Origin of the sequence: Streptomyces drozdowiczii (assembly GCF_026167665.1) — a bacterium.
GTDB classification, from domain to species: domain Bacteria; phylum Actinomycetota; class Actinomycetes; order Streptomycetales; family Streptomycetaceae; genus Streptomyces; species Streptomyces drozdowiczii_A.
In genome coordinates this window covers 4,845,638-4,868,078 of sequence record NZ_CP098740.1, presented here as the reverse complement: position 1 = coordinate 4,868,078, position 22,441 = coordinate 4,845,638, and the positions used below count along the sequence as shown (strand labels likewise).

At 72.8% G+C, this 22,441-nt stretch carries 21 protein-coding genes, 3 tRNA genes and 1 pseudogene; 16 read left to right on the top strand and 9 right to left on the bottom strand.

Features of this window, described 5'->3' with window-relative positions:
* Positions 1–14 precede the first annotated feature (14 nt).
* The 4 genes from NEH16_RS22100 (at position 15) to fabF (ending at position 3,623) form a co-directional block, all read left to right on the top strand.
* Complete coding sequence (locus NEH16_RS22100) at positions 15–929, top strand: ACP S-malonyltransferase (RefSeq protein WP_073965317.1); 915 nt, start codon at positions 15–17, stop codon at positions 927–929.
* 11 nt (positions 930–940) lie between these two features.
* Positions 941–1,972 carry a ketoacyl-ACP synthase III gene (locus NEH16_RS22095; protein WP_073965316.1) on the top strand — a complete coding sequence of 344 codons (1,032 nt, stop codon included), beginning with the start codon at positions 941–943 and terminating at the stop codon, positions 1,970–1,972.
* Between the two features lie 62 nt (positions 1,973–2,034).
* Positions 2,035–2,283, top strand: a complete 249-nt coding sequence (locus NEH16_RS22090) for an acyl carrier protein (protein ID WP_073965315.1) — start codon at positions 2,035–2,037, stop codon at positions 2,281–2,283.
* A 77-nt stretch (positions 2,284–2,360) separates the two neighbouring features.
* On the top strand, positions 2,361–3,623 hold the full coding sequence (gene fabF / locus NEH16_RS22085) for a beta-ketoacyl-ACP synthase II (RefSeq protein WP_073965314.1): 1,263 nt from the start codon (positions 2,361–2,363) through the stop codon (positions 3,621–3,623).
* Between the two features lie 132 nt (positions 3,624–3,755).
* On the opposite strand, the gene NEH16_RS22080 is transcribed toward fabF, so the two are convergent.
* A complete protein-coding gene (locus NEH16_RS22080; protein WP_073965313.1) occupies positions 3,756–4,250 on the bottom strand; it encodes a DUF3145 domain-containing protein in 495 nt (164 codons plus the stop codon).
* Positions 4,251–4,528: 278 nt separating this feature from the next.
* Here NEH16_RS22080 and NEH16_RS22075 point away from each other — a divergent pair, with 278 nt between their 5' ends.
* Positions 4,529–5,443, top strand: a complete 915-nt coding sequence (locus tag NEH16_RS22075; protein ID WP_265544508.1) for an SGNH/GDSL hydrolase family protein — start codon at positions 4,529–4,531, stop codon at positions 5,441–5,443.
* Positions 5,444–5,454: 11 nt separating this feature from the next.
* Positions 5,455–6,447 carry an aldose epimerase family protein gene (locus tag NEH16_RS22070; protein ID WP_073965311.1) on the top strand — a complete coding sequence of 331 codons (993 nt, stop codon included), beginning with the start codon at positions 5,455–5,457 and terminating at the stop codon, positions 6,445–6,447.
* Here the strand turns inward: NEH16_RS22070 and NEH16_RS22065 are convergent, their stop codons facing one another.
* From NEH16_RS22065 to NEH16_RS22055, 3 genes are all read right to left on the bottom strand, one after another.
* Complete coding sequence (locus tag NEH16_RS22065; protein WP_265544507.1) at positions 6,448–7,230, bottom strand: EI24 domain-containing protein; 783 nt, start codon at positions 7,228–7,230, stop codon at positions 6,448–6,450.
* Positions 7,231–7,284: 54 nt separating this feature from the next.
* Positions 7,285–7,713 carry an organic hydroperoxide resistance protein gene (locus NEH16_RS22060; RefSeq protein WP_265544505.1) on the bottom strand — a complete coding sequence of 143 codons (429 nt, stop codon included), beginning with the start codon at positions 7,711–7,713 and terminating at the stop codon, positions 7,285–7,287.
* A 90-nt stretch (positions 7,714–7,803) separates the two neighbouring features.
* Positions 7,804–8,823 carry an NADP-dependent oxidoreductase gene (locus NEH16_RS22055; RefSeq protein ID WP_073965308.1) on the bottom strand — a complete coding sequence of 340 codons (1,020 nt, stop codon included), beginning with the start codon at positions 8,821–8,823 and terminating at the stop codon, positions 7,804–7,806.
* Between the two features lie 136 nt (positions 8,824–8,959).
* On the opposite strand from NEH16_RS22055, the gene NEH16_RS22050 reads away from it, so the two are divergent.
* The 4 genes from NEH16_RS22050 to NEH16_RS22035 all read left to right on the top strand — a co-directional run bounded on the left by NEH16_RS22050 (position 8,960) and on the right by NEH16_RS22035 (position 12,965).
* Positions 8,960–9,388 (top strand): MarR family winged helix-turn-helix transcriptional regulator, encoded by a 429-nt coding sequence (locus tag NEH16_RS22050; RefSeq protein ID WP_073965307.1) that lies wholly within the window; start codon positions 8,960–8,962, stop codon positions 9,386–9,388.
* Between the two features lie 62 nt (positions 9,389–9,450).
* On the top strand, positions 9,451–9,957 hold the full coding sequence (locus tag NEH16_RS22045; RefSeq protein WP_430523781.1) for a hypothetical protein: 507 nt from the start codon (positions 9,451–9,453) through the stop codon (positions 9,955–9,957).
* Positions 9,958–10,351: 394 nt separating this feature from the next.
* Positions 10,352–11,389 (top strand): rod shape-determining protein, encoded by a 1,038-nt coding sequence (locus NEH16_RS22040; RefSeq protein ID WP_265544500.1) that lies wholly within the window; start codon positions 10,352–10,354, stop codon positions 11,387–11,389.
* A 19-nt stretch (positions 11,390–11,408) separates the two neighbouring features.
* Positions 11,409–12,965, top strand: a complete 1,557-nt coding sequence (locus NEH16_RS22035; RefSeq protein ID WP_265544499.1) for a sensor histidine kinase — start codon at positions 11,409–11,411, stop codon at positions 12,963–12,965.
* A 12-nt stretch (positions 12,966–12,977) separates the two neighbouring features.
* Here NEH16_RS22035 and NEH16_RS22030 read toward each other — a convergent pair whose 3' ends face one another.
* Entirely contained in the window at positions 12,978–13,409 is a 432-nt protein-coding gene (locus NEH16_RS22030) for an Lrp/AsnC family transcriptional regulator (RefSeq protein WP_073965588.1), read from the bottom strand.
* A 106-nt stretch (positions 13,410–13,515) separates the two neighbouring features.
* Here NEH16_RS22030 and NEH16_RS22025 point away from each other — a divergent pair.
* The 4 genes and pseudogenes from NEH16_RS22025 to NEH16_RS22010 all read left to right on the top strand — a co-directional run bounded on the left by NEH16_RS22025 (position 13,516) and on the right by NEH16_RS22010 (position 18,514).
* Positions 13,516–14,726, top strand: a pseudogene (locus NEH16_RS22025) (MFS transporter).
* 128 nt (positions 14,727–14,854) lie between these two features.
* The gene (locus NEH16_RS22020) at positions 14,855–16,315 is read left to right on the top strand and encodes an acyl-CoA synthetase (RefSeq protein WP_265547315.1); all 1,461 of its coding nucleotides are present in this window, start codon (positions 14,855–14,857) and stop codon (positions 16,313–16,315) included.
* Positions 16,308–17,663 (top strand): carboxyl transferase domain-containing protein, encoded by a 1,356-nt coding sequence (locus NEH16_RS22015; RefSeq protein ID WP_265544498.1) that lies wholly within the window; start codon positions 16,308–16,310, stop codon positions 17,661–17,663. Before NEH16_RS22020 ends, NEH16_RS22015 begins: the two co-directional genes overlap by 8 nt.
* Before the next feature lie 44 nt (positions 17,664–17,707).
* Positions 17,708–18,514 (top strand): VOC family protein, encoded by an 807-nt coding sequence (locus NEH16_RS22010; RefSeq protein ID WP_374215612.1) that lies wholly within the window; start codon positions 17,708–17,710, stop codon positions 18,512–18,514.
* 6 nt (positions 18,515–18,520) lie between these two features.
* Here the strand turns inward: NEH16_RS22010 and NEH16_RS22005 are convergent, their stop codons facing one another.
* The 4 genes from NEH16_RS22005 to NEH16_RS21990 all read right to left on the bottom strand — a co-directional run bounded on the left by NEH16_RS22005 (position 18,521) and on the right by NEH16_RS21990 (position 20,428).
* The gene (locus tag NEH16_RS22005) at positions 18,521–19,795 is read right to left on the bottom strand and encodes an MFS transporter (protein ID WP_265547313.1); all 1,275 of its coding nucleotides are present in this window, start codon (positions 19,793–19,795) and stop codon (positions 18,521–18,523) included.
* Positions 19,796–20,037: 242 nt separating this feature from the next.
* A tRNA-Ile gene (locus NEH16_RS22000) sits at positions 20,038–20,111 on the bottom strand.
* Positions 20,112–20,277: 166 nt separating this feature from the next.
* Positions 20,278–20,350: transfer RNA gene (locus tag NEH16_RS21995), tRNA-Asn, on the bottom strand.
* Positions 20,351–20,355: 5 nt separating this feature from the next.
* Positions 20,356–20,428: transfer RNA gene (locus NEH16_RS21990), tRNA-Asn, on the bottom strand.
* Between the two features lie 180 nt (positions 20,429–20,608).
* On the opposite strand from NEH16_RS21990, the gene NEH16_RS21985 reads away from it, so the two are divergent.
* Together NEH16_RS21985 and NEH16_RS21980 are read left to right on the top strand one after the other, a co-directional pair.
* Positions 20,609–20,914, top strand: coding sequence for a hypothetical protein (locus NEH16_RS21985; protein WP_018518286.1), 306 nt, complete (start codon positions 20,609–20,611; stop codon positions 20,912–20,914).
* A 69-nt stretch (positions 20,915–20,983) separates the two neighbouring features.
* Positions 20,984–22,429, top strand: a complete 1,446-nt coding sequence (locus tag NEH16_RS21980) for an FGGY family carbohydrate kinase (RefSeq protein WP_265544495.1) — start codon at positions 20,984–20,986, stop codon at positions 22,427–22,429.
* Positions 22,430–22,441 lie beyond the last annotated feature (12 nt).

Sequence of the window (22,441 nt, the reverse complement as noted above, 5' to 3'; positions counted from 1 at the left end):
GAGAGAGTGTGAGGGTGCTCGTACTCGTCGCTCCCGGCCAAGGCGCTCAGACGCCCGGCTTCCTGACTCCCTGGCTCGACCTCCCCGGTGCCACCGACCGCATCGCGGCCTGGTCCGACGCCATCGGGCTCGACCTCCTGCGCTACGGCACCGAGGCGGACGCGGAGGAGATCCGCGACACCGCGGTTGCCCAGCCGCTGCTGGTCGCCGCCGGCCTGCTGTCGGCCGCCGCGCTCGACGCGTCGCCGGACGTCGTCGCCGGCCACAGCGTCGGTGAGATCACCGCCGCCTCGTTCGCCGGTGTCATCGGCGAGGAGGCCGCGCTCCGCTTCGTCCGTACGCGTGGGCTCGCCATGGCCGACGCCGCGGCGGTCACCGAGACCGGGATGGCGGCGCTGCTCGGCGGCGACCCCGAGGTCACGGTTCCCCACCTGGAGAAGCTCGGGCTGACCCCGGCGAACGTCAACGGGGGCGGCCAGATCGTCGCCGCGGGCACCGCCGCGCAGATCGCCGCGCTGACCGAGGACAAGCCGGAGGGTGTGCGCCGCGTGGTGCCCCTGAAGGTGGCCGGCGCCTTCCACACGCACCACATGGCGCCCGCCGTCGAGCGGCTGCGCGCGGCGGCCGGGGACCTGGACGTCTCCGACCCCTCGGTGACGTACGTCTCGAACGCCGACGGCAAGACCGTCGCCACCGGCCACGAGGTCATCACCCGGCTCGTCGGCCAGGTCGCCAACCCGGTCCGCTGGGACCTGTGCATGGAGACCTTCAAGGCGATGGGCGTCACCGCCCTCATCGAGGTCTGCCCCGGCGGCACGCTCACCGGGCTGGCCAAGCGGGCGCTGCCCGGGGTCCCGACCCTCGCGCTCAAGACCCCCGACGACCTCGACGCGGCCCGCGCGCTCATCGCTGAGCACGCAGGCGCCTAAGGAGCCCGAGCATGTCGAAGATCAAGCCCAGCCAGGGCGCTCCGTACGCGCGGATCATGGGGGTCGGCGGCTACCGCCCGACCCGGGTGGTGCCCAACGAGGTCATCCTGGAGACGATCGACTCGTCCGACGAGTGGATCCGCTCCCGCTCCGGCATCGCCACCCGCCACTGGGCCTCCGAGGAGGAGACCGTGGCCGCGATGTCCGTCGAGGCGTCCGGCAAGGCCATCGCGGACGCCGGGATCGCCCCGGAGCAGATCGGCGCGGTCATCGTCTCCACCGTCTCGCACTTCAAGCAGACCCCGGCCATCGCGACCGAGATCGCCCACAAGGTCGGCGCCGGCAAGCCCGCCGCCTTCGACATCTCGGCCGGCTGCGCGGGCTTCGGCTACGGGCTGACCCTGGCCAAGGGCATGATCGTCGAGGGCTCGGCGGAGTACGTGCTCGTCATCGGTGTCGAGCGGCTGAGCGACCTCACCGACCTGACGGACCGCGCCACGGCCTTCCTGTTCGGCGACGGCGCCGGAGCGGTCATCGTCGGCCCCTCCAAGGTGCCCGCCATAGGCCCGACCGTCTGGGGCTCCGAGGGCGACAAGTCCGAGACGATCAAGCAGACCGTGGCGTGGAACGACTTCCAGCTCGGCGATGTCACGAAGCTGCCCCTCAACGACCGCGGCGAGGTCAAGTTCCCCGCCATCACGCAGGAGGGCCAGGCGGTCTTCCGCTGGGCCGTCTTCGAGATGGCGAAGGTCGCCCAGCAGGCGCTGGACGCGGCCGGGATCTCCGCGGAAGACCTGGACGTCTTCATTCCGCACCAGGCCAACATGCGGATCATCGACTCGATGGTGAAGACGCTGAAGCTGCCGGAGAGCGTCACGGTCGCCCGTGACGTGGAGACCACCGGCAACACCTCCGCCGCCTCGATCCCGCTCGCCATGGAGCGGCTCCTGGCGACCGGTCAGGCCAAGAGCGGCGACACCGCGCTCGTCATCGGCTTCGGGGCGGGTCTCGTCTACGCCGCGACGGTCGTTACTCTCCCCTAGGCACACCGGGCTTTTCGCCCGGACGCCCGAACCCAGCAGAAATACATCGAAGGAGCGCCGAAATGGCCGCCACGCAGGAAGAGATCGTCGAAGGTCTCGCCGAGATCGTCAACGAGATCGCCGGTATCCCCGTCGAGGACGTCCAGCTGGACAAGTCCTTCACGGACGACCTGGACGTCGACTCGCTGTCCATGGTCGAGGTCGTCGTCGCCGCCGAGGAGCGCTTCGACGTGAAGATCCCCGACGAGGACGTCAAGAACCTCAAGACCGTCGGCGACGCCGCGGACTACATCCTCAAGCACCAGGACTGATCCAGCCGGTTCGTGTGTCGCCACCCGGCGGTGGCGCCGCTGATTCACGACCCCCTACACGTGGAGAAGATTTTCCAGTGAACTCGACCAATCGCACCGTGGTCGTCACCGGTATCGGCGCAACCACTCCGCTGGGTGGCGATTCCGCATCGACCTGGGAAGGTCTGATGGCCGGGCGTTCCGGCGTCAAGCCTCTCGAGGGCGAACGTTTCGCCGAACTCCCTGTCCGGATCGCGGCCCTGGCGGCCGTCGATCCCGCTGACGTCCTGCCCCGTCCGCTCGCCCGCCGTCTGGACCGCTCGGCGCAGTTCGCGCTGATCGCGGCCCGTGAGGCGTGGGCGGACGCGGGTTTCACCGGCAAGGCCGGTGAGGACGAAACGATCCAGCCCGAGCGGCTGGGTTCGGTGATCGCCTCCGGTATCGGCGGCGTGATCACCCTGCTCGACCAGTACGACGTGCTGAAGGAGAAGGGCGTACGCCGCGTCTCCCCGCACACCGTGCCCATGCTCATGCCCAACGGTCCGGCCGCGAACGTGGGCATCGAGGTGAACGCCCAGGCGGGCGTCCACACCCCGGTCTCCGCCTGCGCCTCGGGTGCCGAGGCCATCGGGTACGCCGTCGAGATGATCCGCACCGGCCGCGCCGACGTGGTCCTCGCCGGCGGCACCGAGGCGGCGATCCACCCGCTGCCGATCGCCGCGTTCGCCAACATGATGGCGATGTCCAAGAGCAACGACGAGCCGGAGAAGGCTTCCCGCCCGTACGACGTGGGCCGCGACGGCTTCGTCCTCGGCGAGGGTGCCGGTGTCGTCGTCCTGGAGTCCGCGGAGCACGCGGCGAAGCGCGGCGCCCGGGTCTACTGCGAGGTGCTGGGCCAGGGCCTCTCGGCCGACGCCCACCACATCGCGCAGCCGGAGCCGACGGGTCGCGGTATCGCCGCGGCGATGCAGAACCTGCTGGACCAGACGGACCTGAAGCCGTCGGAGATCGCCCACCTGAACGCCCACGCGACGTCCACCCCGCAGGGCGACCTCGCGGAGGTCAAGGCGCTGCGCGCGGTGCTGGGCGACGACCTGGACCACGTCGCGATCTCCGCGACGAAGTCGATGACGGGTCATCTGCTCGGCGGCGCGGGCGGCATCGAGACCGTGGCGACGGTCCTGGCGCTGCACCACCGGATGGCTCCGCCGACGATCAACGTGGACCACCTGGACGAGGAGATCGAGGCGGACATCGTCCGGGACGCGCCGCGGGCGCTGCCGGAGGGGCCGATCGCGGCGATCAACAACTCGTTCGGCTTCGGCGGCCACAACGTGGTGCTGGCGTTCCGTAGCGTCTGACGCGCTTGCGCGTCCGCGCAGCTTTGAAGCCCGTGCCCCTCGTGTAGGGGTGCGGGCTTCGTCGTGGTGTTCGGGGGCTCTGCCCCCGGGCCCCCGCTCCTCAATCGCCGGAGGGGCTTGATTTGCCCCCGGTTACACGACCTGGTGGAGCCAGCGGACCGGGGCGCCCTCGCCCGCGTGGCGGAAGGACTCCAGCTCGTCGTCCCAGGGCTTGCCCAGGAGCTTGGCGATCTCCGCCGCCAGGTCGGTCTCACCGCCCGCGGAACGGGCCAGGGCGGCGCGGAGGCGGTCCTCGGGGACCAGGATGTCGCCGTGCATGCCGGTGACGGCGTGGAAGATGCCCAGCGCGGGCGTCGAGCTGTAGCGCTCGCCCTCCGCCGTGGGCGACGGCTCCGCCGTCACCTCGAAGCGCAGCAGGTCCCAGCCGCGCAGCGCGGACGCCAGCTTGGACGCCGTGCCGGGCCGTGCCTGCCAGGAGAATTCGGAGCGCCAGGTGCCCGGCGCGGCCGGCTGTCTGATCCAGTCGAGCTGCACTCGCCCGCCGAGGACTCCCGCCACCGCCCACTCGACGTGTGGGCAGAGCGCGCGCGGTGCGGAGTGAACGTACAGGACTCCACGGGTCGTCACCGGGACCTCCAGTGTGGGACGAGGTTCGCCTTCCCCAGCGGCCTGTCATCAGTAAACAGCATCGGGAGTTATTCTCCGGAAAAGCGACAGTATGTGACGCGGTGTGATGTTCGGATGCCACCCGAGTGGAGCCGGGCGCCGCGAAAGCCACCGGTTCGACGGGGAAAAGCTACCGCGCCCCGGTGTCGGAGGTGTGACGTACCGTCGGTCCCGGGGCCCTTCTTCGCTCAGTCTTCACCCGGCGGAGCGGCGGGGCACGAACAGGAGGAGACCAGGCAATGCCGGATCGGTCCGTACGGCACCGCTCGCGCACCGCACTGGCGGGGCTGGCCGCTCTGGCCTGCCTCGGCTCGGCGGCGCTGGCCGGCTGCGGCTCGGGGGCGGACGGGACGACGAAGGGCTCGGCGGCCGAGCGCCGTCCGTCCCCGGCGGCGGGCCCGGTCTGGGACCCGCGCCCGAAGTCGATCGCGGCGGTCGGGGACTCGATCACGCGCGGTTTCGACGCGTGCTCGGTGCTGGCCGACTGCCCGGAGGTCTCCTGGTCGACCGGCACGGACAGCTCGGTCCGCAGCCTGGCGGTACGGCTCCTGGGCGCGTCCGGCGCGGTGGACCACAGCTGGAACCACGCGGTGACGGGCGCCCGGATGGCGCAACTTCCGGAGCAGATGGCGCTGGCGGCCGACGAGGACCCGGATCTGGTGACCGTGATGATCGGCGCCAACGACGCCTGCCGGGACTCGGCGCGGTCGATGACCCCGGTGGCGGACTTCCGCAGGTCGTTCGAGACGTCGCTGCGGAAGCTGCGCGCCGGGGCGCCGAAGGCGCAGGTGTACGTGTCGAGCGTGCCGGACCTGAAGCGGCTGTGGTCGCAGGGGCGCGCCAATCCGCTGGGCAAGCAGATCTGGAAGCTGGGCATCTGCAAGTCGATGCTGTCCGACGCGGACGACATGGGCGCGGCGGCGGTGGCCCGGCGCACCGCGGTGCAGGAACGGGTCGTGGCGTACAACGAGGTGCTGCGCGAGGTGTGCGCGAAGGACCGCCGCTGCCGGTACGACGGCGGGGCGGTGTTCGACTACCGGTTCACCGGCAAGCAGCTCAGCCAGTGGGACTGGTTCCACCCCGGCCGCAACGGGCAGGCGAGGCTCGCCGAGATCGCCTACCGCAACGTCACGTCGGTCCGGCCGCCCGCGTAGAGTCGCTGATCATGCAGACGGGTTCGGGCACGGTGATCGGTACGGAGCACTTCGGCACCCTCGCGGACGGCACCGCGGTGCACCGCTGGACGCTGGAGCGGGGCGGCACGCGGGTGCGCGTCCTGACGTACGGCGGCATCGTGCAGTCGGCCGAGGTGCCGGACCGGGACGGCGTGCGGGCCGGGATCGCGCTCGGGCTGCCGGACCTGGCCTCGTACCAGGAGTACACCGGACCGTACTTCGGCGCGCTCGTCGGCCGGTACGCGAACCGGATCGGCGGGGCGTCCTTCGAGCTGGACGGCCGTACGCACCACCTCACGCGCAACGAGGGCCGCAACCACATCCACGGCGGGGCGTGCGGCTTCGACAAGCGGGTGTGGGACGCGCGGGCGATCCCGGACGGGGTGGAGCTGTCGCTCGTCTCGGCGGACGGCGAGGAGGGTTTCCCGGGGCGCGTCGAGCTGACGGCGGCGTACACGCTGGACGAGGGCGGGGCGCTGCGCATCGCGTACCGGGCGGTGACGGACGCGCCGACCGTGCTGAACCTGACGAACCACACCTACTGGAACCTCGCGGGCGCCGACAGCGGCAGCGCCCTCGGTCAGCGGCTGCGGATCGCGGCGGGGGCGGTCACCCCGGTGGACGCGGAGTCGCTGCCGACCGGGGAGTTCCTGCCGGTGGAGGGCACGCGCTTCGACTTCCGCGAGCCCCGGCCGGTGGCCAAGGAGTACGACCACAACTTCGTGCTCGACGGCACGGACCCGGCGGCGGAGCTGTACGACGAGGGGTCCGGGCGCGTGCTGACGGTGACGACGACGGAGCCCGGGCTCCAGCTGTACACGGCGGACCACTTCGACGGGCGGCCGTTCGGCCCGTGCGCCGGGATCGCCCTGGAGACCCAGCACTTCCCGGACTCGCCGAACCGTCCGGAGTTCCCGAGCACGGTGCTGCGGCCGGGCGAGGAGTTCAGGTCCACGACGGTGTACGGGTTCTCGGTGCGCTGATCAGCCCTCGGCGGCCGTCTCGCCCTTGCTCGTGTCGTCCGCGTCCGCGTCGCCCACCAGGCCCCGCGCCAGCAGGGTCGCCCCCGCGACGGCGCCGGGCATGAGGAACACGGCGACGAACGGCAGCATGAACGCCAGCCCCAGCGGTACGCCGAAGCCGAGGGTGCGCATACGGTGGCCGCGCAGCAGGGCGAGGCGGTCCTTCAGCACCATGCCCCGGCGCTGGAGCGCGACGGCGGTCAGCTCCTCGGCGAGGAAGTACCCGGTGACGCAGAAGCCGAGGACGGGGACGACGGTCTGCCCGACCACGGGCAGGAATCCGAGGGCGAAGAGCAGGATCGCGTACAGCCCGACCCGGACCAGGATGCGCACGCTGTCGCGGGCGGAGATCCACAGCTCCCGCCAGAGCGGCAGTCCGGATTCGGGGACCGTGCCGCCCTCGGTGCGCTCGACCTCCTCGGACAGCGACTCGTAGAAGGGCTGCCCGACCAGCAGGGTCACCGCGGTGAAGGTGATGACGGCCAGGAAGAGGCCGAGGACGAAGACCAGGGCGGTCAGCGCGTTGCGCAGCAGGCCGAGCCAGGGCGAGGACCAGTCGTCGGCGAACGGCGTCGCCCACTCCACCAGGTCGTCGGCGCCATAGCCGAGGCCGACGAGAGCGCCCGCGTACAGCACGAGGGTGATCAGACCGGGCAGCAGCCCTATCCCGAACCACTTGCCGTGGCCGAACACCCAGCGCTGGCCCCTGATCAGAAAACCGAGCCCCGCCCCGAGATCACGCATGGCGTCAGCCTAACGGGATCCGGGACGGGGCTCGGTTCAGTGGTGCGGGGGCGGTCAGGCGACCGCGAGCTCCACCTTGATGTTGCCGCGCGTGGCGTTCGAGTACGGGCAGACCTGGTGGGCCTTCTCGATGAGCGCCTGCGCGGTCGCCTTGTCGACGTTGGGGATGGTCGCGGTGATGGCAACCTCCAGGCCGAAGCCGCCGGCCTCGGTCTTGCCGATGGAGACCGCGGCGGTCACCGTGGAGCCGGAGATGTCGGCCTTCTCCTGGCGGGCGACGACGCCCAGCGCGCCCTGGAAGCAGGCGCTGTAGCCGGCGGCGAAGAGCTGCTCCGGGTTGGTGCCGGCGCCGCTGCCGCCCATCTCCTTCGGCGGGTTGACGACGACGTCGAGCTTGCCGTCGTCCGAGGCGACGCGGCCGTCACGGCCGTTCTCCGCGGTGGCGACGGCGGTGTACGCGACGGCGATGTTCTGAATGGTCATGCTGAGGATTCCTCCTGCTGATGCGCCGCGACTCGCGCCCACGATCGCGACGGCCTGGGGTTGAGCCTAACGGGTGCGGGGAAGGGCGGTTCAGCCGAGGGAGACGATCATCTTCCCGGTGTTCTCGCCGCGCAGCAGGCCGAGGAAGGCGTCGACGCCGTTCTCGATGCCCTCGACCACGGTCTCGCGGTACTTCAGCTCGCCGGAGTTCAGCCAGCCGGCGACGTCCTGGACGAACTGCTGCTGGAGGTCCTGGTGGTCGGCGACGAGCATGCCCTGGAGGCGCAGCCGCTTGCCGATGACGAGCGCGAGGTTGCGCGGGGCGGGGGTGGGCTCGGTGGCGTTGTACTGGGCGATCATGCCGCAGATGGTGGCGCGGCCGTGCAGGTTGAACGAGGAGATCGCGGCCTCCAGGTGCTCGCCGCCGACGTTGTCGAAGTAGACGTCGATGCCGTCAGGGGCGGCCTTGCGGAGCTGCTCGGCCACGGGGCCGTTCTTGTAGTTGAACGCGGCGTCGAAGCCGTACTCCTCGGTGAGGAGCTTGACCTTCTCGTCCGAGCCGGCGGAGCCGATGACCCGGGACGCGCCCTTGATCTTCGCCATCTGGCCGACCTGGCTGCCGACCGCACCGGCGGCGCCGGAGACGAAGACCGCGTCGCCCTCCTTGAAGGACGCCACGTCGAACAGGCCGGCGTAGGCGGTGAGCCCGGGCATGCCGAGCACGCCGAGGTAGGCGGAGAGCGGGGCGATGGAGCCGTCGACCTTCACCGCGTGCTGGGCGGGGACGCTCGCGTACTCGCGCCAGCCGAGGCCGTGCAGGACGTGGTCGCCGACCTGGAAGCCCTCGGCGTTCGACGCGACGACCTCGCCGACGGCGCCGCCGTCCATGGGGTGGTCGAGCTTGAAGGGCGGGGTGTACGACTTCACGTCGTTCATCCGGCCGCGCATGTACGGGTCCACGGAGAAGTGCAGGTTGCGCACGAGGACCCGGCCCTCGGCGGGGGCGGCGACCGGGGCCTCACGCAGCGCGAAGTCCTCGGCCTTCGGCCAGCCGTGCGGGCGGGCCGTGAGGTGCCATTCGCGGCCGGACGCGGGAAGAGCTGCAGACATGGGCTCGGGGTCTCCTCGGTGTGGGGGTGCGGGTTTCTCGGTGTTGCGGTGTTTCGGCGGCGAAAAGCTTCACTACCTGAAACAACCATGCTCCTGGATATTTCATGTTGTCAAGCAACTGGGTATCCTGGGTGTCATGGCCACCTCGCGCACAGATCCCCTGACTCTCGAAGTCATCGAGCTCATCGGCAGCGTCGTCGCGCGTTATTACGAGGAGTACGAGCAGGCCGCCGCCGCGCACAGCCTCACGGGCGCGCAGGCCCGGGTGCTGGGACTGCTGTCCGTCGAGCCGCTTCCCATGCGCCGGATCGCCCAGAAGCTGAAGTGCGAGCCGTCCAATGTGACCGGGATCGTGGACCGGCTGGAGGCGCGCGGCCTGGTGGAGCGGCGCCCGGACCCGGCCGACCGCCGGGTGAAGCTGGCCGCGCCGACGGAGCGGGGCGCGGCGACGGCCGCGCAGCTGCGGGACGCGCTGGACTTCGCGCGGGAGCCGCTGGCGGGGCTGTCCGCGGCGGACCGGACGGTGCTGCGGGATCTGCTGCGACGGATGCTGGGCTCGGCGTGAGCGGGGCCGCGCCTTCCGGGCCCTTCGGTCCCCGGGAGTTCCAGCTCGTCCTGCTGCGCCGGATGGCGGATCACCAGCCGGGGCTGGTGGAGGACGCCCGGCACGAGTTGGGCGCGACGCTCGCGGAGATGCGGGAGGCGAACCGGCGGTGGCAGGCCATGGTCCGGGCGCCGCGCGGGCGGGGTGCGCTGCGGCGCTACCGGTCGGTGCTCGGTGAGCCGGAGTCGACGGGGCGGCGGGCCATCGGTGACCTGGAGTGCGACGTGCTGCTGTGGCCGGTGCCGCTCTGGCCGGACCTGCGGTTCGAGGTGATGGTGGCGCCGGGCGGGGCGGTGTGGAACGAGTGGCTGGTACGGGCGCGGGGCGCTGCCGCGCCGGTGCTCCTCACCGTGGACGACCTGGTGCCGTGGTCGTGCACGGTGGACGAGGTCGCCCGGGCCTTCGCCCCGGCCCGGCCGATGGAGGGGAGCGCGCCTACGCGGTTCGCGCTGGGGGTGGGGGTCGGGGCGGATGCGTTTGTCGCGGAGTTCACTTGGGGGTTGTTGCAGCGGGTGGTTCCGGGGGGCTGAGGGGGCCTCAATCGCCGGCGGGCTTGTTGGCCTTGCCGTCCGGGCGTCCTCAAGCGCCGGACGGGCTGGGTTTCGCCGGGCTGGGATTTGCCGCGCGGGTGCCGGATCCTGCGGTTCCAGATGTCCTCAAGCGCCGGACGGGCTGGTTTTGCGGGCGGGCTGGGATTGGGCGCGCGGGGATCAGCAACGGCGGGTCCGTGCGGCTCCCCGCGGCCCGGGCGCTCGGCCGGGTCGTACGACTCCGCGTGCTTCGCGCGCGTGGCGCGCTCGACACGCCGTCAGGTGGTCCCTCCTCCGGACCAGTCCAGCGGGCGGCGTGGCCTCGAACGGCGCAGGCTTTCAGGTGAGCCGGCTGTTCGTCGGTCGTCCTCAACGCTCTCGGGAGGAATCCGCCGTGACCGTCAGCCTTGAGCAGTTGCGCCGTTGCCATGTCGCCGTCGACCTGGGGGCCGCCCGCACCCGGGTGTACGTCAAGGGGCCCGGCCTCGTCGTGGACGAGCCGAGTGTCGCCGCCGTCAACACCCGTACCGGCTCACTGATCGCCGTGGGCGCGCTCGCCGAGCAGATGACGGGCCGCACCCCGGACTACATCCGGGTGGCCCGGCCCGTGTCCGGCGGGACCGTCGTGGACATCGAGATGGCCCAGCGCATGCTGCGCCACCTGCTCGGCGAGAAGCTCCGGCGCCAGCTGCGCCGCAAGCCCTGGCTGCGCGCCGCAGCCTGCACCCCGCACGACAGCGACCCGCTCGCGCGGCGGGCCTCCGTGGAGACCCTGGTCGGCCTCGGCGCCCGGCGGGTGGAGCTGGTCGACACCCTGATCGCGGCGGCCGTCGGCTGCGGGCTGCCCGTCGAGCAGCCGACCGCGACCATGATCATGGTGTGCGGGGCGGCGACGACGCAGATCGCGGTGCTCTCGCTCGGCTCGATCGTGACGGCGGTCCGCCTCCCGGTCGGCGGCGACGCCATCGACCACGCGGTCATCCAGCACCTGCGCCAGCACCACGAACTGATGCTGCCGAGCCAGTCCGTGCGCCCCCTCCAGCTCGCCCTGCACGGCAACGGGCTGACCACGCAGGGCCCCTCGGTCACCGAGATCCACGGCCGCGACGTCGCCACCGGCCTCGCCCGGTCCGTCCAGGTCGACACCGCCGCGATCCGGCAGGCGATCCACCGCCCGCTCACCGCCGTCCTCGACGGCGTCGGCAAGGTGCTGCGGGACTGCCCGCCCGACCTGGTCGCCGACCTCGCCGACTGCGGGATCATGATGGTCGGCGGAAGCGCCCTGCTGCCCGGCCTCGACCAGATGCTGCGCGAGGCGACCGGCGTGCCGGTGCACATCGCGGAGCGGCCCGACACCTGCTCGATCCTCGGCCTGGGCGCCATGATGGAGGGCGAGATCAGCCCCCTGGTGCTCGACCCGCTGGCGAGCTGAACCGGGCGGAGGGAGCGGCGTGACGGACCGCGGCCTGCCCAGGTCGCCCCTGCTGCCCCGGCTCCTCGAAGCCGTGCTGAGCGTCGGCTCGGACCTGGAGCTCCGGGCCACGCTCCAGCAGATCATCGACACCGCGACCGCCCTGACCGACGCGAGATACGGGGCGCTGGGCGTACTGGACCCCGCGCGCGGCACCATCCGCGAGCTGTACGTATGCGGGATGACCGAGGACGAGCAGGCGGCGATCGGTGACTTCCCGGACGGGCACACCGGCATGCTCGGCGCGCTCGTGGACGCGCCGGGCCCGCTGCGCTCCGACGACCTGACGGCCGACCCGCGCGCCACCGGCATCCCGCCCGGGCATCCCCCGATGCGCTCGTTCCTCGGCGCCCCGATCCGGGTGCGCCGCGAGGTCTTCGGCAACATCTACCTCGCCGAGAAGCACACCGGGCACTTCACCGAGACGGACGCGGGGCTGCTGAAGGTCCTCTCCGCGCAGGCGGGCATCGCGATCGGCAACGCCCGGCTGTACGAGAGCGCCCGGCAGCGGGAACGCTGGATCGAGGGCGCGGCGGCCGTCACCAACACCCTGCTCACCGGGGCGAATCCGGCCGACGCGCTGACGACGGTGGCGGAGCGGGCGCGGCTGCTCAGTGACGCGGCGGCCGGGGTGATCCTCCAGCCCACCGACGCGGGCGGGATGGAGATCGTGGTCGCCTCGACGCACGAGGACCCGGCCGGTCTCGTGGGCACGGCGATCGCCCCCGGCTCCCCCGTCCTGGAACAGCTGCTCGGCGGCGAGGCCGTGTTCATCGAGGACTCGGCGACCGATCCCCGGATGACGACGCCGGTACGGTCGCGGTTCGGGCCGAGCATGATGCTGCCGTTGCAGAGCGGCGGCCGGCTCATCGGGACGCTCGCCCTGCCCCGGCGGCGCGGAGCGCGCGCGTACACCCACCTGGACCGGCTGCTGGCCGCCCAGTTCGCCTCGCAGGCCGCGCTGGCGCTGGTGCTGGCGGACTCGCAGCAGGACCGGGAGCGGCTGGCGGTGTACGAGGACCGCGACCGGATCGCGCGGGACCTGCACGACTTGGTCGTCCAGCGGCTGTTCGCCACCGAGATGATGCTGGAGTCGACGCGCCGCAGGGCCGGTGCCGGGGAGACGGGCGAGCTGCTCGGGACGGCCGTGGACGAGCTGGACTCGACGATCCAGGAGGTGCGGACGGCCATCTTCGCGCTCCAGCAGCCGCCCGCCGAGGCCCCGGCCACTTTCCGGGGACAGGTGCTGCGGGAGACCGGGGGCGCGGCGGCGGTGCTCGGTTTCCAGCCGTCGGTGCGGTTCGCCGGGGCGGTGGACGCGCTGGTGGCGGAGCCGGTCGGCAAGCGGCTGCTCGCGGCGCTGCGGGGCGCGCTGGCGGCGGCGCACCGGCGGGAGGTGTCGGCGATCGAGGTGGAGGTGGACGCGACGGCGACCCTGCCGGACGGGCGGGGCGCGGTCCGGCTCACGGTGGCGGACGACGGGCACGAGCCGGACGGTTCGCGGGCGGAGACGGTGACCTGGGAGGCGCCGTTGTGAGGGCGCCCCATGTCACGGGCCCGGCGCGGCGCGCAGGGCGACCCGGGTGTTGGAGTGAGCGACGCCCGCCTCGCGCTTGAGGCGGCGCAGGAGGGTGTCGAGCGAGGCGGTGTCGGCGGCGGTGGCGCGTACGAGATAGTCGTGGCCGCCCGTCACATGCACCACCTCGGTGATGCCGGGCAGGGTCAGCACCGCCCGTTCGAACGTCTCGTTGGTGGTGTCCATCCGCAGGGTCACGTCGATGAAGACGACGAGCCCGGTGCGGGTGTCGGCGGCCGGGTCCACGATCACCGTGAAGCCGCGGATGACGCCGTCCTTGCGCAGCCGCCGGACCCGGTCGGCCGCCGCGTTGGCGCTGAGTCCGACCCGTACGCCCAGGTCGCGGTACGAGATCCGGGCGTCCTCCTGGAGGACACCGAGGATTTCCCTGTCCAGACGATCCATGGTCCCCATTGTGGCAGTTTCGGCGCATACGCGAAGAACGGGGAGGCGTCCCCCGTACGGAGCAGGCCGACGGGCCCACGGCCCGTGGCCGTCCTTGACTGGCCGTGTGGACACAGCCGCGAAGCAGTCACCCGCACCCGTGGACGCCCCGGGCTCCGCCGCGTACCGGAATCTGATCATGGCGACGATCGGCTTCACGCTCACCTTCTGGGCGTGGAACCTGATCGCGCCGATGTCGGGGGACTACAAGGACCGCCTCGGTCTGAGCTCGTTCCAGCAGTCGCTGCTGGTGGCGGTGCCGGTGCTGGTCGGTTCGCTGGGCCGCATCCCGGCGGGCGCGCTGACCGACAAGTTCGGGGCGCGGCTGATGTTCCCGCTGACCTCGGCGCTGACCATTCTGCCGGTGCTGCTGCTGATCCCGGCGAAGAACTCGTACGGGGCGATGCTCGCCGTGGGGTTCCTGCTGGGGATCGGCGGCACGACGTTCGCGATCGGCATCCCGCTGGTCAACTCGTGGTTCCCCCCGCCAAACGCGGTCTGGCGCTCGGCGTCTTCGGCATGGGCATGGGCGGTGTCGCGCTGTCCGGCTACTTCACGCCGCGCATCGCCAAGCACGGCGACAACCTGCCGTTCCTCGTGGTCGCCGGTGCCCTCGTGGTCTACGCGGCGCTCTCCGGGCTGCTCATCAACGACCACCCCGGCCGGAAGGTGCCCACCGATTCGCTGGCGCACCGGCTGGGCTCGGCGGGCCGGCTGCGGGTCACCTGGGAGCTGTCCGCGCTGTACGCGATCGGCTTCGGCGGCATCGTGGCGTTCGGCGTGTACCTGCCGACGTACCTCAAGACGTGGTACGAGCTGACGCCGACCGACGCCGGTACCAAGGCGGCCGGGTTCGCCCTGGTCACGGTCATCTTCCGGCCGATCGGCGGCTGGCTCTCGGACCGGATCCACCCCGCGCTCGTCACCTCGGTGGCGCTGGGGGTGGCCGCCCTGATGGCGATCGTCCAGGCGTTCGACCCGCGCCTCGCCCCGACCGGCACGATCGCGCTGCTGGTCATGGCGGCGGGCCTGGGCACGGCGAGCGGCAGCGTCTTCGCCCTGGTCTCGCAGGTCACCCCGCAGGCGAAGGTGGGCAGCGTGACCGGCATCGTCGGCGCGATGGGCGGGCTCGGCGGGTTCGTGCCACCGCTGGTGATGGGCGCGATCTACAGCGCGAAGGACTCGTACTCGATCGGCTACATGCTCCTGTCCGACCTGGCGCTGGCGGGCTGTGTGTACGCGTATGGGCGCATGCGGAACGTACAGCGCGACGGGTGAGGGGCGCGGGCGTGCGGCGGGCGGGGCCTGAGGCGGCTGCGGCGTGAGGCGGGCGGGGCGTGAGGCGGGCCTCATCCAGCCGGTTTCCCGGGTCGGGGCGGGCGTGCCGATCTAGGGTGCGCAGGGTGATGCCACTTCTGCCCGCACTCCAGGACGTGTCCGGTCCGGCAGCCGCCCGCGAGGCCGTCCGGTTCGACGACGTCATCCTCACCTACTCCGGGCTGGCCCGGGTCACGGACGCCCTGGCGGCCCGCCTCGCCGGGGCGGGCCGGGTCGCCGTCTGGGCCACCCCGACCGCGCACACCGTCGTCGCGGTGGTCGCCGCGCTCCGGGCCGGGGTGCCGGCCGTCCCGCTGAACCCGAAGACGGGGGAACGGGAGCTGGCGCACATCGTGGCGGACAGCGCGCCCTCGCTGGTGCTCGCCGCCCCCGACGACGTGCTCCCGCCCGCCCTGGCCGGCCTGGCACGCCTGGACGTCACCACCGCGTCCCCGGACCCCGCGCCCGCCGCCGCCCTCCCGGAACCGGACCCCGAGTCCCCCGCGCTCGTCGTGTACACCTCCGGGACGACCGGCCCGCCGAAGGGTGCCGTCCTCCCCCGCCGGGCGCTCGCCGCCTCGCTGGACGCGCTGGAGGACGCCTGGGGGTGGACCGCCGACGACGTCCTGGTGCACGCGCTCCCCCTGTTCCACGTCCACGGGCTGATCCTCGGCGTCCTGGGCCCGCTGCGCCGGGGCGGCTCCGTGCGCCACCTGGGCCGGTTCTCGCCGGAGGGCGTGGCCCGGGAGCTGGGCGCGGGCGGCACGATGCTGTTCGGCGTCCCGACGATGTACCACCGGCTGGCCGAGGCGCTGGCGGACCCGGACGCGTCGGCAGGGCTGGCCAAGGCACTCGCGGGCGCCCGGCTGCTGGTCTCCGGGTCGGCCGCGCTGCCGGTCCACGACCACGAGCGCATCGCGGCGGCGACCGGGCGCCGGGTCATCGAGCGGTACGGCATGACGGAGACCCTGATGAACACGGGCGTCCGGGCCGACGGGGCCCCGCGCCCCGGCACGGTCGGACCGCCCCTGCGCGGGGTGGAGCTGCGCCTGGTCGAGGAGGACGGCACCCCGCTCACCGGCGCGGACGCGATCGGCGAGATCCAGGTGCGCGGCCCCAACCTGTTCACCGGCTATCTGAACCGGCCCGACGCGACGGCCGCCGCGCTCACCGCCGACGGCTGGTTCCGGACCGGCGACATGGCCACGCTCGACCCGGACGGCTATGTGCGCATCGTCGGCCGCAAGGCGACGGACCTGATCAAGAGCGGCGGCTACAAGATCGGCGCCGGCGAGATCGAGAACGCGCTGCTCGACCACCCCGGCGTGCGGGAGGCGGCGGTCACCGGCGAACCCGACGCGGACCTCGGCGAGCGGATCGTGGCCTGGGTCGTGCCCGCCGACCCCGCCGCCCCGCCCACCGCCGAGCAGCTGGCGGACCATGTCGCCGCCCAGCTCGCCCCGCACAAGCGCCCGCGCACCGTCCGCTACCTGGACGCGCTGCCCCGCAACGACCTGGGCAAGATCATGAAGCGGGCGCTCCATGGCTGAGAGGCTGACGGCACGCGAGGCGATCGCCGCCCTCACCGACGGCTTCACGGAGCTGCCCGCCCCCGCCGGGGACACCGACGGCGACGGCCCGCTCGGCTGGACCGGCTACGCGGACTCGCGGGCCCGGGCCGCCGCCCGTACCGGCGAGCGGGAGTCCGTCGTGCACGGCACCGCCACGGTCGGCGGGCACCCCTGCGTGCTGCTCTCCTTCGAGTTCGGCTTCCTGGGCGGGTCGCTCGGGCAGCGCACCGGGGACCGGCTCGAAGCGGCGTACGAGGAGGCGATCGCGCGGCGGCTGCCGCTCGTCTCGCTCGTCGCCACGGGCGGCAGCCGGATGCAGGAGGGCATGATCGCGCTGACCCAGCTCCAGCGGGTGGCCCGGGCCTCGGCGCGGCTGCGGGCGGCGGGCCCGGCGCAGCTCGCCGTTCTGCGCGACCCGACGACCGGCGGCGGCTGGGCCACGCTGGGCGCGGGCGCGGATGTGATCCTGGCGGTGCCCGGGGCGCAGATCGGGTTCGCCGGATCGCGGGTGCGTCCGCCCGGCGCCGACCCCGCCGCGTACACCGCCGAAGGGCAGCTCGCGGCCGGTTCGGTCGACGCGGTCGTGGCGCCCGGGGAGCTGCCGGCCGTGGTCGGCCGCTGGCTCGGCCTGCTCACACGCGGGGACACCCCGCCCTCCCCCGCCCCCGTCCCGGCGGCGCTCGCGGCGACGGACCCGCCGGAGACCGGCTGGGACGCGGTACTGCGCGCGCGGGCGGCGGACCGGCCGCGCGCCGGGTCCTATCTGGACGCCTACTTCGACGCGCGCCTGCCGCTGAGCGGCGACCGCTGCGGCGGCACGGACCCGGGGCTGCTCTGCGGATTCGGGGTGCGCGAGGGGCGTGCGGTGGCGTACGTCGCGCAGTGCGGTACGGCGACGCGCCCGGCGGGTTACCGCACGGCTGCCCGGGTGATCCGGCTCGCGGACCGGCTCGGCGTCCCGGTCCTCACGCTGGTCGACACGCCGGGCGCGGCCAACGACGCGGAGGCGGAGCGGGCGGGCGCGGGGGCGGCCATCGCGGATGCCTTCGCGGCGGTGGCGGCGGCCCGGGTCCCGGTCACGACACTGGTGATCGGCGAGGGCGGCTCCGGCGGGGCGCTGGCCCTGGCCGCGCCGGACAACACGCACGTCACCCCGGACAGCTACTTCTCGGTCATCGCCCCGGAGCTCGCGGCCGCGATCCTGAAGCGCTCCCCGGTCCGGGTCCGGGAAACGGCCGACCAGCTGCGGCTGCGCCCGCAGGACCTGGTGGAGCTGGGCGTGGCCCGCTCGGTGGCCGGTCCGCGAGCCGACGGGCGGCGGGCGTGAAGGCTGGCTAGCGTGAACAAGGGGGCATTCACCCGTACGAGGAGATGACCACGATGCCCGCAGAAGCGACCGAGGGCACACCGTGCTGGGCCGACGCGACGTTCACCGATCTGGAGGGCGCGAAACGCTTCTACGGTGAGCTGCTGGGCTGGACGTTCGGTGACTCGCTGCCGGAGTACGGCAATTACACCCAGGCCCAGGTCGACGGCAAGGCGGTCGCCGCGCTGATGCCGCCGGGGCCGGGCGGGATGCCGACCGGCTGGTGCCTGTACCTGGCCTCGCCGGACGCCGCCGCCACCGCGTCGAAGATCCGCGAGAACGGCGGCACCGTCCTGGTGGAGCCCATGAGGGTGGGCGACATCGGCACGATGGTGCTGGCCACCGACCCGGGCGGGGTGACCTTCGGCGTCTGGCAGCCCGGCAGCCACCGGGGCTTCGAGACCGATATGGTCCCCGGCGCGTTCACCTGGGCGGAGGTCTTCACCCGCACCCCGGAGAAGGCGGACACCTTCTTCCCGGCGGTCTTCGGGTACGGCGTGCAGCGCATGGTGGACGACGGGGCCGACTTCACGCTCTACGACCTGGGCGCCGACCCGGTCCTGGGCCGCATGAGGATGACGGACGACTTCCCGCCGGAGGTGCCGCCGTACATGAACGTGTACTTCGCGGTGGACGACTGCGACGCGGCGGTGGAGAAGGCGAAGTCGCTGGGCGCGACGCTGAGGTTCGGCCCGATGACCATCCCGTTCGGCAGGTTCGCCGCGCTCACGGACCCGCAGGGCGCACCGTTCTCGCTGTTCGACAGCGGCACGACGGCGGGCGAGATGCCGAAGCTGGAGCGGGAGGTGTAGGTCCTCCTACGCCTCGGGGTGGCGCGCGTCGTACCGGGCGAACGCCGGCCACCGCAGCGCGAGCAGCCCCACGGCGACGGCACACGCGATCCCGCCCCCGGTCACGGCGAGACCGGGCGAGGTCAGGTCGGCGGCGGACCCGGCGAGGAAGTCCCCCAGCCGGGGCCCGCCGGCCACCACCACGATGAAGACGCCCTGGAGCCGGCCGCGCAGCTCGTCCGGCACGGCCGCCTGGAGCATGGTGTTGCGGAAGACCATGGACGTGGTGTCGGCGGCCCCGGCGAGCGCGAGGAACAGGATCCCCAGCCAGAGCTGCCGGGTCAGCCCGAAGACGGCGACGGCGGCGCCCCAGCAGGCGACGGCGACCAGGACGGCGAGACCGTGCCGCCGTACGCTGCCGAGCCACCCGGAGAACACCCCGCCGAGAAGCGCCCCGAGCGCCGGGGCGGCGACGAGCAGTCCGGTGGTCTTCGCGTCGCCCCCGTACCAGAGGACGGCGACGACGGGGAAGAGCGCGCGCGGCTGGGCGAGCACCATGGCGCACAGGTCGCTGAGGAACGTCATCCGCAGATTGGGCCGGGTCCCGAGGAACCGCAGCCCGTCCAGGACGGAGGCCCGCTTCCGGTCCGCCGCGTCGTCCCGCTCGGGCAGCATGGAGGGCAGCCGCCACATCGCGTAGAGGGAGGCCGTGAAGGTGACGGCGTCGACCCCGTACGCGGCGCGGTAGCCCCACCAGCCGACGATCAGACCGCCGAGCATGGGCCCGACGAGCGTGCCGGTGGTGCTGGTCATCGAGTTCAGCGCGTTGGCGGCGGGCAGCTGCTCGGCCGGCAGCAGCCGGGCGATCATGGAGCTGCGGGCGGGCGAGTTGAGCGCGAAGCAGACGGCCTGGAGCGCGACGACCCCATACAGCACCCCCACCTGCTCGATCCCGGCCACGGTGACCCCGACGAGCGCCACCGACAGCAGGAACGAGCCGAACGCGCTGACCAGCCCCAGCTTCCGCCGGTCCACGGTGTCCGCGACGGCACCGCCGTACAGGCCGAACACCACGAGCGGCACCAGCGAGCACGCGCCGATGAGCCCCACGGAGAACGCCGACCCGGTCAGGTCGTACACCTGCAACGAGACCGCGAGCGCGGTCATCCCCTGCCCGATCCAGGAGACGGTGTTCCCGAACCAGAGCCGCCGATAGTCGGGCGAGGTCCGCAAAGGGGTCAGATCAGCGAATATCCGCCCCCGGGCGGCCGGCTCTGCGGCGCCGTCGGCGGATTCGGTCAGGGATTCGGTCACGCGGAATGGTATCGACCACTCACCGGACAGCGGACGGGGCGCCTGTTGCGCAATCTTGAGATCATCGAGCCGCTCCTGCGCCTCAACACCGAACAGGGCACGACCCTCGTCCGGGCCACCCACGACATGGGCATCGCCGCGCGCTGCGGACGGGTCCCCCGGGCGCCGCCACGACAGCCCCGCGCAAAAGTGTTTCCCCAGGTCAGAACGATTCTGCCTGGGGAAATGGGTGGGGCGGGTGGGACTCGAACCCACGGCCGACGGATTATGAGTCCGCTGCTCTAACCGGCTGAGCTACCGCCCCGTCTCGGCGTGGCGCGTACAAGTGTGCGCACCGTCTGCCGCAGCATAGCCGGTCATACGATCTCCCGCTGCGGCTGCCCGGCTGCTGATGACCATGAAGACGGTGCTGCTCGCCGACCGGTTCCGGGCATACGAAAAAGGACCCCGAAGGGGTCCTCTTCCGATCGCTCCCCCGACTGGACTCGAACCAGTAACCCTCCGGTTAACAGCCGAATGCTCTGCCAATTGAGCTACAGGGGATCGCGCTCCCCCGACTGGACTCGAACCAGTAACCTGCCGGTTAACAGCCGGCTGCTCTGCCAATTGAGCTACAGGGGATTGCTGCGGTGCCTCGAACGTACCTGCCTGGCGGATGCCGGGCGGCGCGCGCTCGCTGCGACACATACATTAGCGCAAGCAGGGGGGTGCTTTGCCAATCGGTATCGGCCGGGGTGATCTCGGGCGTCTGCGGGTAGGCGGGCAGCACACGTCGCACGGAGCGAAGGAAGGGTGGCAGCCATGCGGTACCGGCTCACGTTCATCGCCGGAGTGGCCCTCGGATACGTGCTCGGCACGCGGGCCGGGCGCGAGCGTTACGAGCAGCTGAAGAAGTCCGCGCGCCAGTTCGCCCAGAACCCGGCCGTGCGCAACACCTGCGAGACCGCGGCCCAGAGCGGCCGGGAGTTCGCGGGGAAGGCGTACCACGCCGTGGGCGAGAAGGTCGGCGACAAGGTGCCGGCGTCCGTGACGGACCGGGTGCGGTCCTTCCGGGGGCGCGGCACACACAACGGCGTCGAGGACGACTGGGGGACCACCAACACCTAGCCGGCCCCGCCGCCGCTTCTGCCGCACCACCGGTACGGGAAACCTCCGGGGGTGCGGCAGAATCTGTGTATGGGCATAGTCGCCGGCTTGGACAGTTCTTCCGCGTTCACACACATCGTGGTCTGCGATACGGACACGGGCGCCGTACTGCGCGAGGGGTACGCCCCGCACCCCGTCGAGGCCAAGGCCACCGAGGCCGACCCGCAGGCATGGCTGCTCTCCCTCGGTGAGGCCGCCACCGGCGGGCTGCTCGAAGGCGTGCAGGCGATCGGCGTCTCCGCTCAGCAGCACGGGCTCGTCCCCCTGGACCGCCAGGGCAATCTCGTACGCCCGGCGCTCCTCGGCAACGACAAGCGCGCACAGGCCGCCGCGGCCGATCTGATCGACGGGCTGGGCGGGCGGCAGGCGTGGGCCGAGGCGGTCGGCGCGGTGCCGCAGTCCGCGCAGCCGGTGGCGAAGCTGCGCTGGCTGGCCCGGTCCGAGCCGGAGCAGGCGCAGCGGGTGGCGGCGGTGCTCCAGCCGCACGACTGGCTGGTGTGGCAGCTGCTGGGCCGGCCGGCCCGGCGGACCACCGACCGGGGCGCCGCCTCCGGGACGGGGTACTGGTCGGCGGGGACGGAGTCCTACCGGCCGGATCTGGTGGAGCTGGCGCTCGGGCACCAGGCCGCGCTGCCGGAGGTGCTGGGTCCGTCCGACGCCGCCGGGATGACTCCGGAGGGGCTGCTGATCTCCGCGGGGACCGGCGAGACCATGGCGGCGGCCTTCGGGCTGGGCGTCGGGGTCGGGGACGCGGTCGTGTCGCTGGGGGCCTCGGGCTCCGTGATGGCCGTGCACCACGAGGCGCTGGCCGATCCGACCGGGATGATCACCTCGTTCGCCGACGCGACGGGCATGCACCTGCCGGTGGTGCACACGTCGAATGCCGTACGCGCGCTGCGCGGGACCGCCGAGATGCTGGACGTGGAGGGCCTTGAGGCGCTGTCCGCGCTGGCCCTGAAGTCGACGCCGGGCTCCTCGGGGCTCGTACTCCTGCCGTATCTGGAGGGTGAGCGCACCCCGCAGCTGCCGCACACCGCCGGGACGCTGTGCGGGCTGCGGCGCGAGTCGATGAAGCCGGAGCACCTGGCGCGGGCCGCGTTCGAGGGGATGCTCTGCTCGCTGGCGGACGCGCTCGACGTGCTGCGCGGCCGGGGCGTGGAGGTGCGGCGGGTCTTCCTGCTGGGTGCGGCGGCCGAGCTGCCCGCGGTGCAGCAGCTGGCGCCCGCGCTGCTCGGGACGCAGGTCGTCGTACCGCAGCCCGCCCAGTACGCGGCGCTGGGCGCGGCCCGGCAGGCGGCGTGGGCGCTCGGGGTCTCGCAGGGGGCGCTCGACGGGCGCACTCCCCCGGCCTGGCAGGGTGCGGCGGCGCAGGTGCTGGAGCCCGGCGAGGAACTGCCCGTGGGGCAGGCGGTGCGCCAGCAGTACATCGCGACGCGGGACCAGATCCACCCGGGGGCGTTCGACCCGCCACGGTGAGTGCGTCGCCAC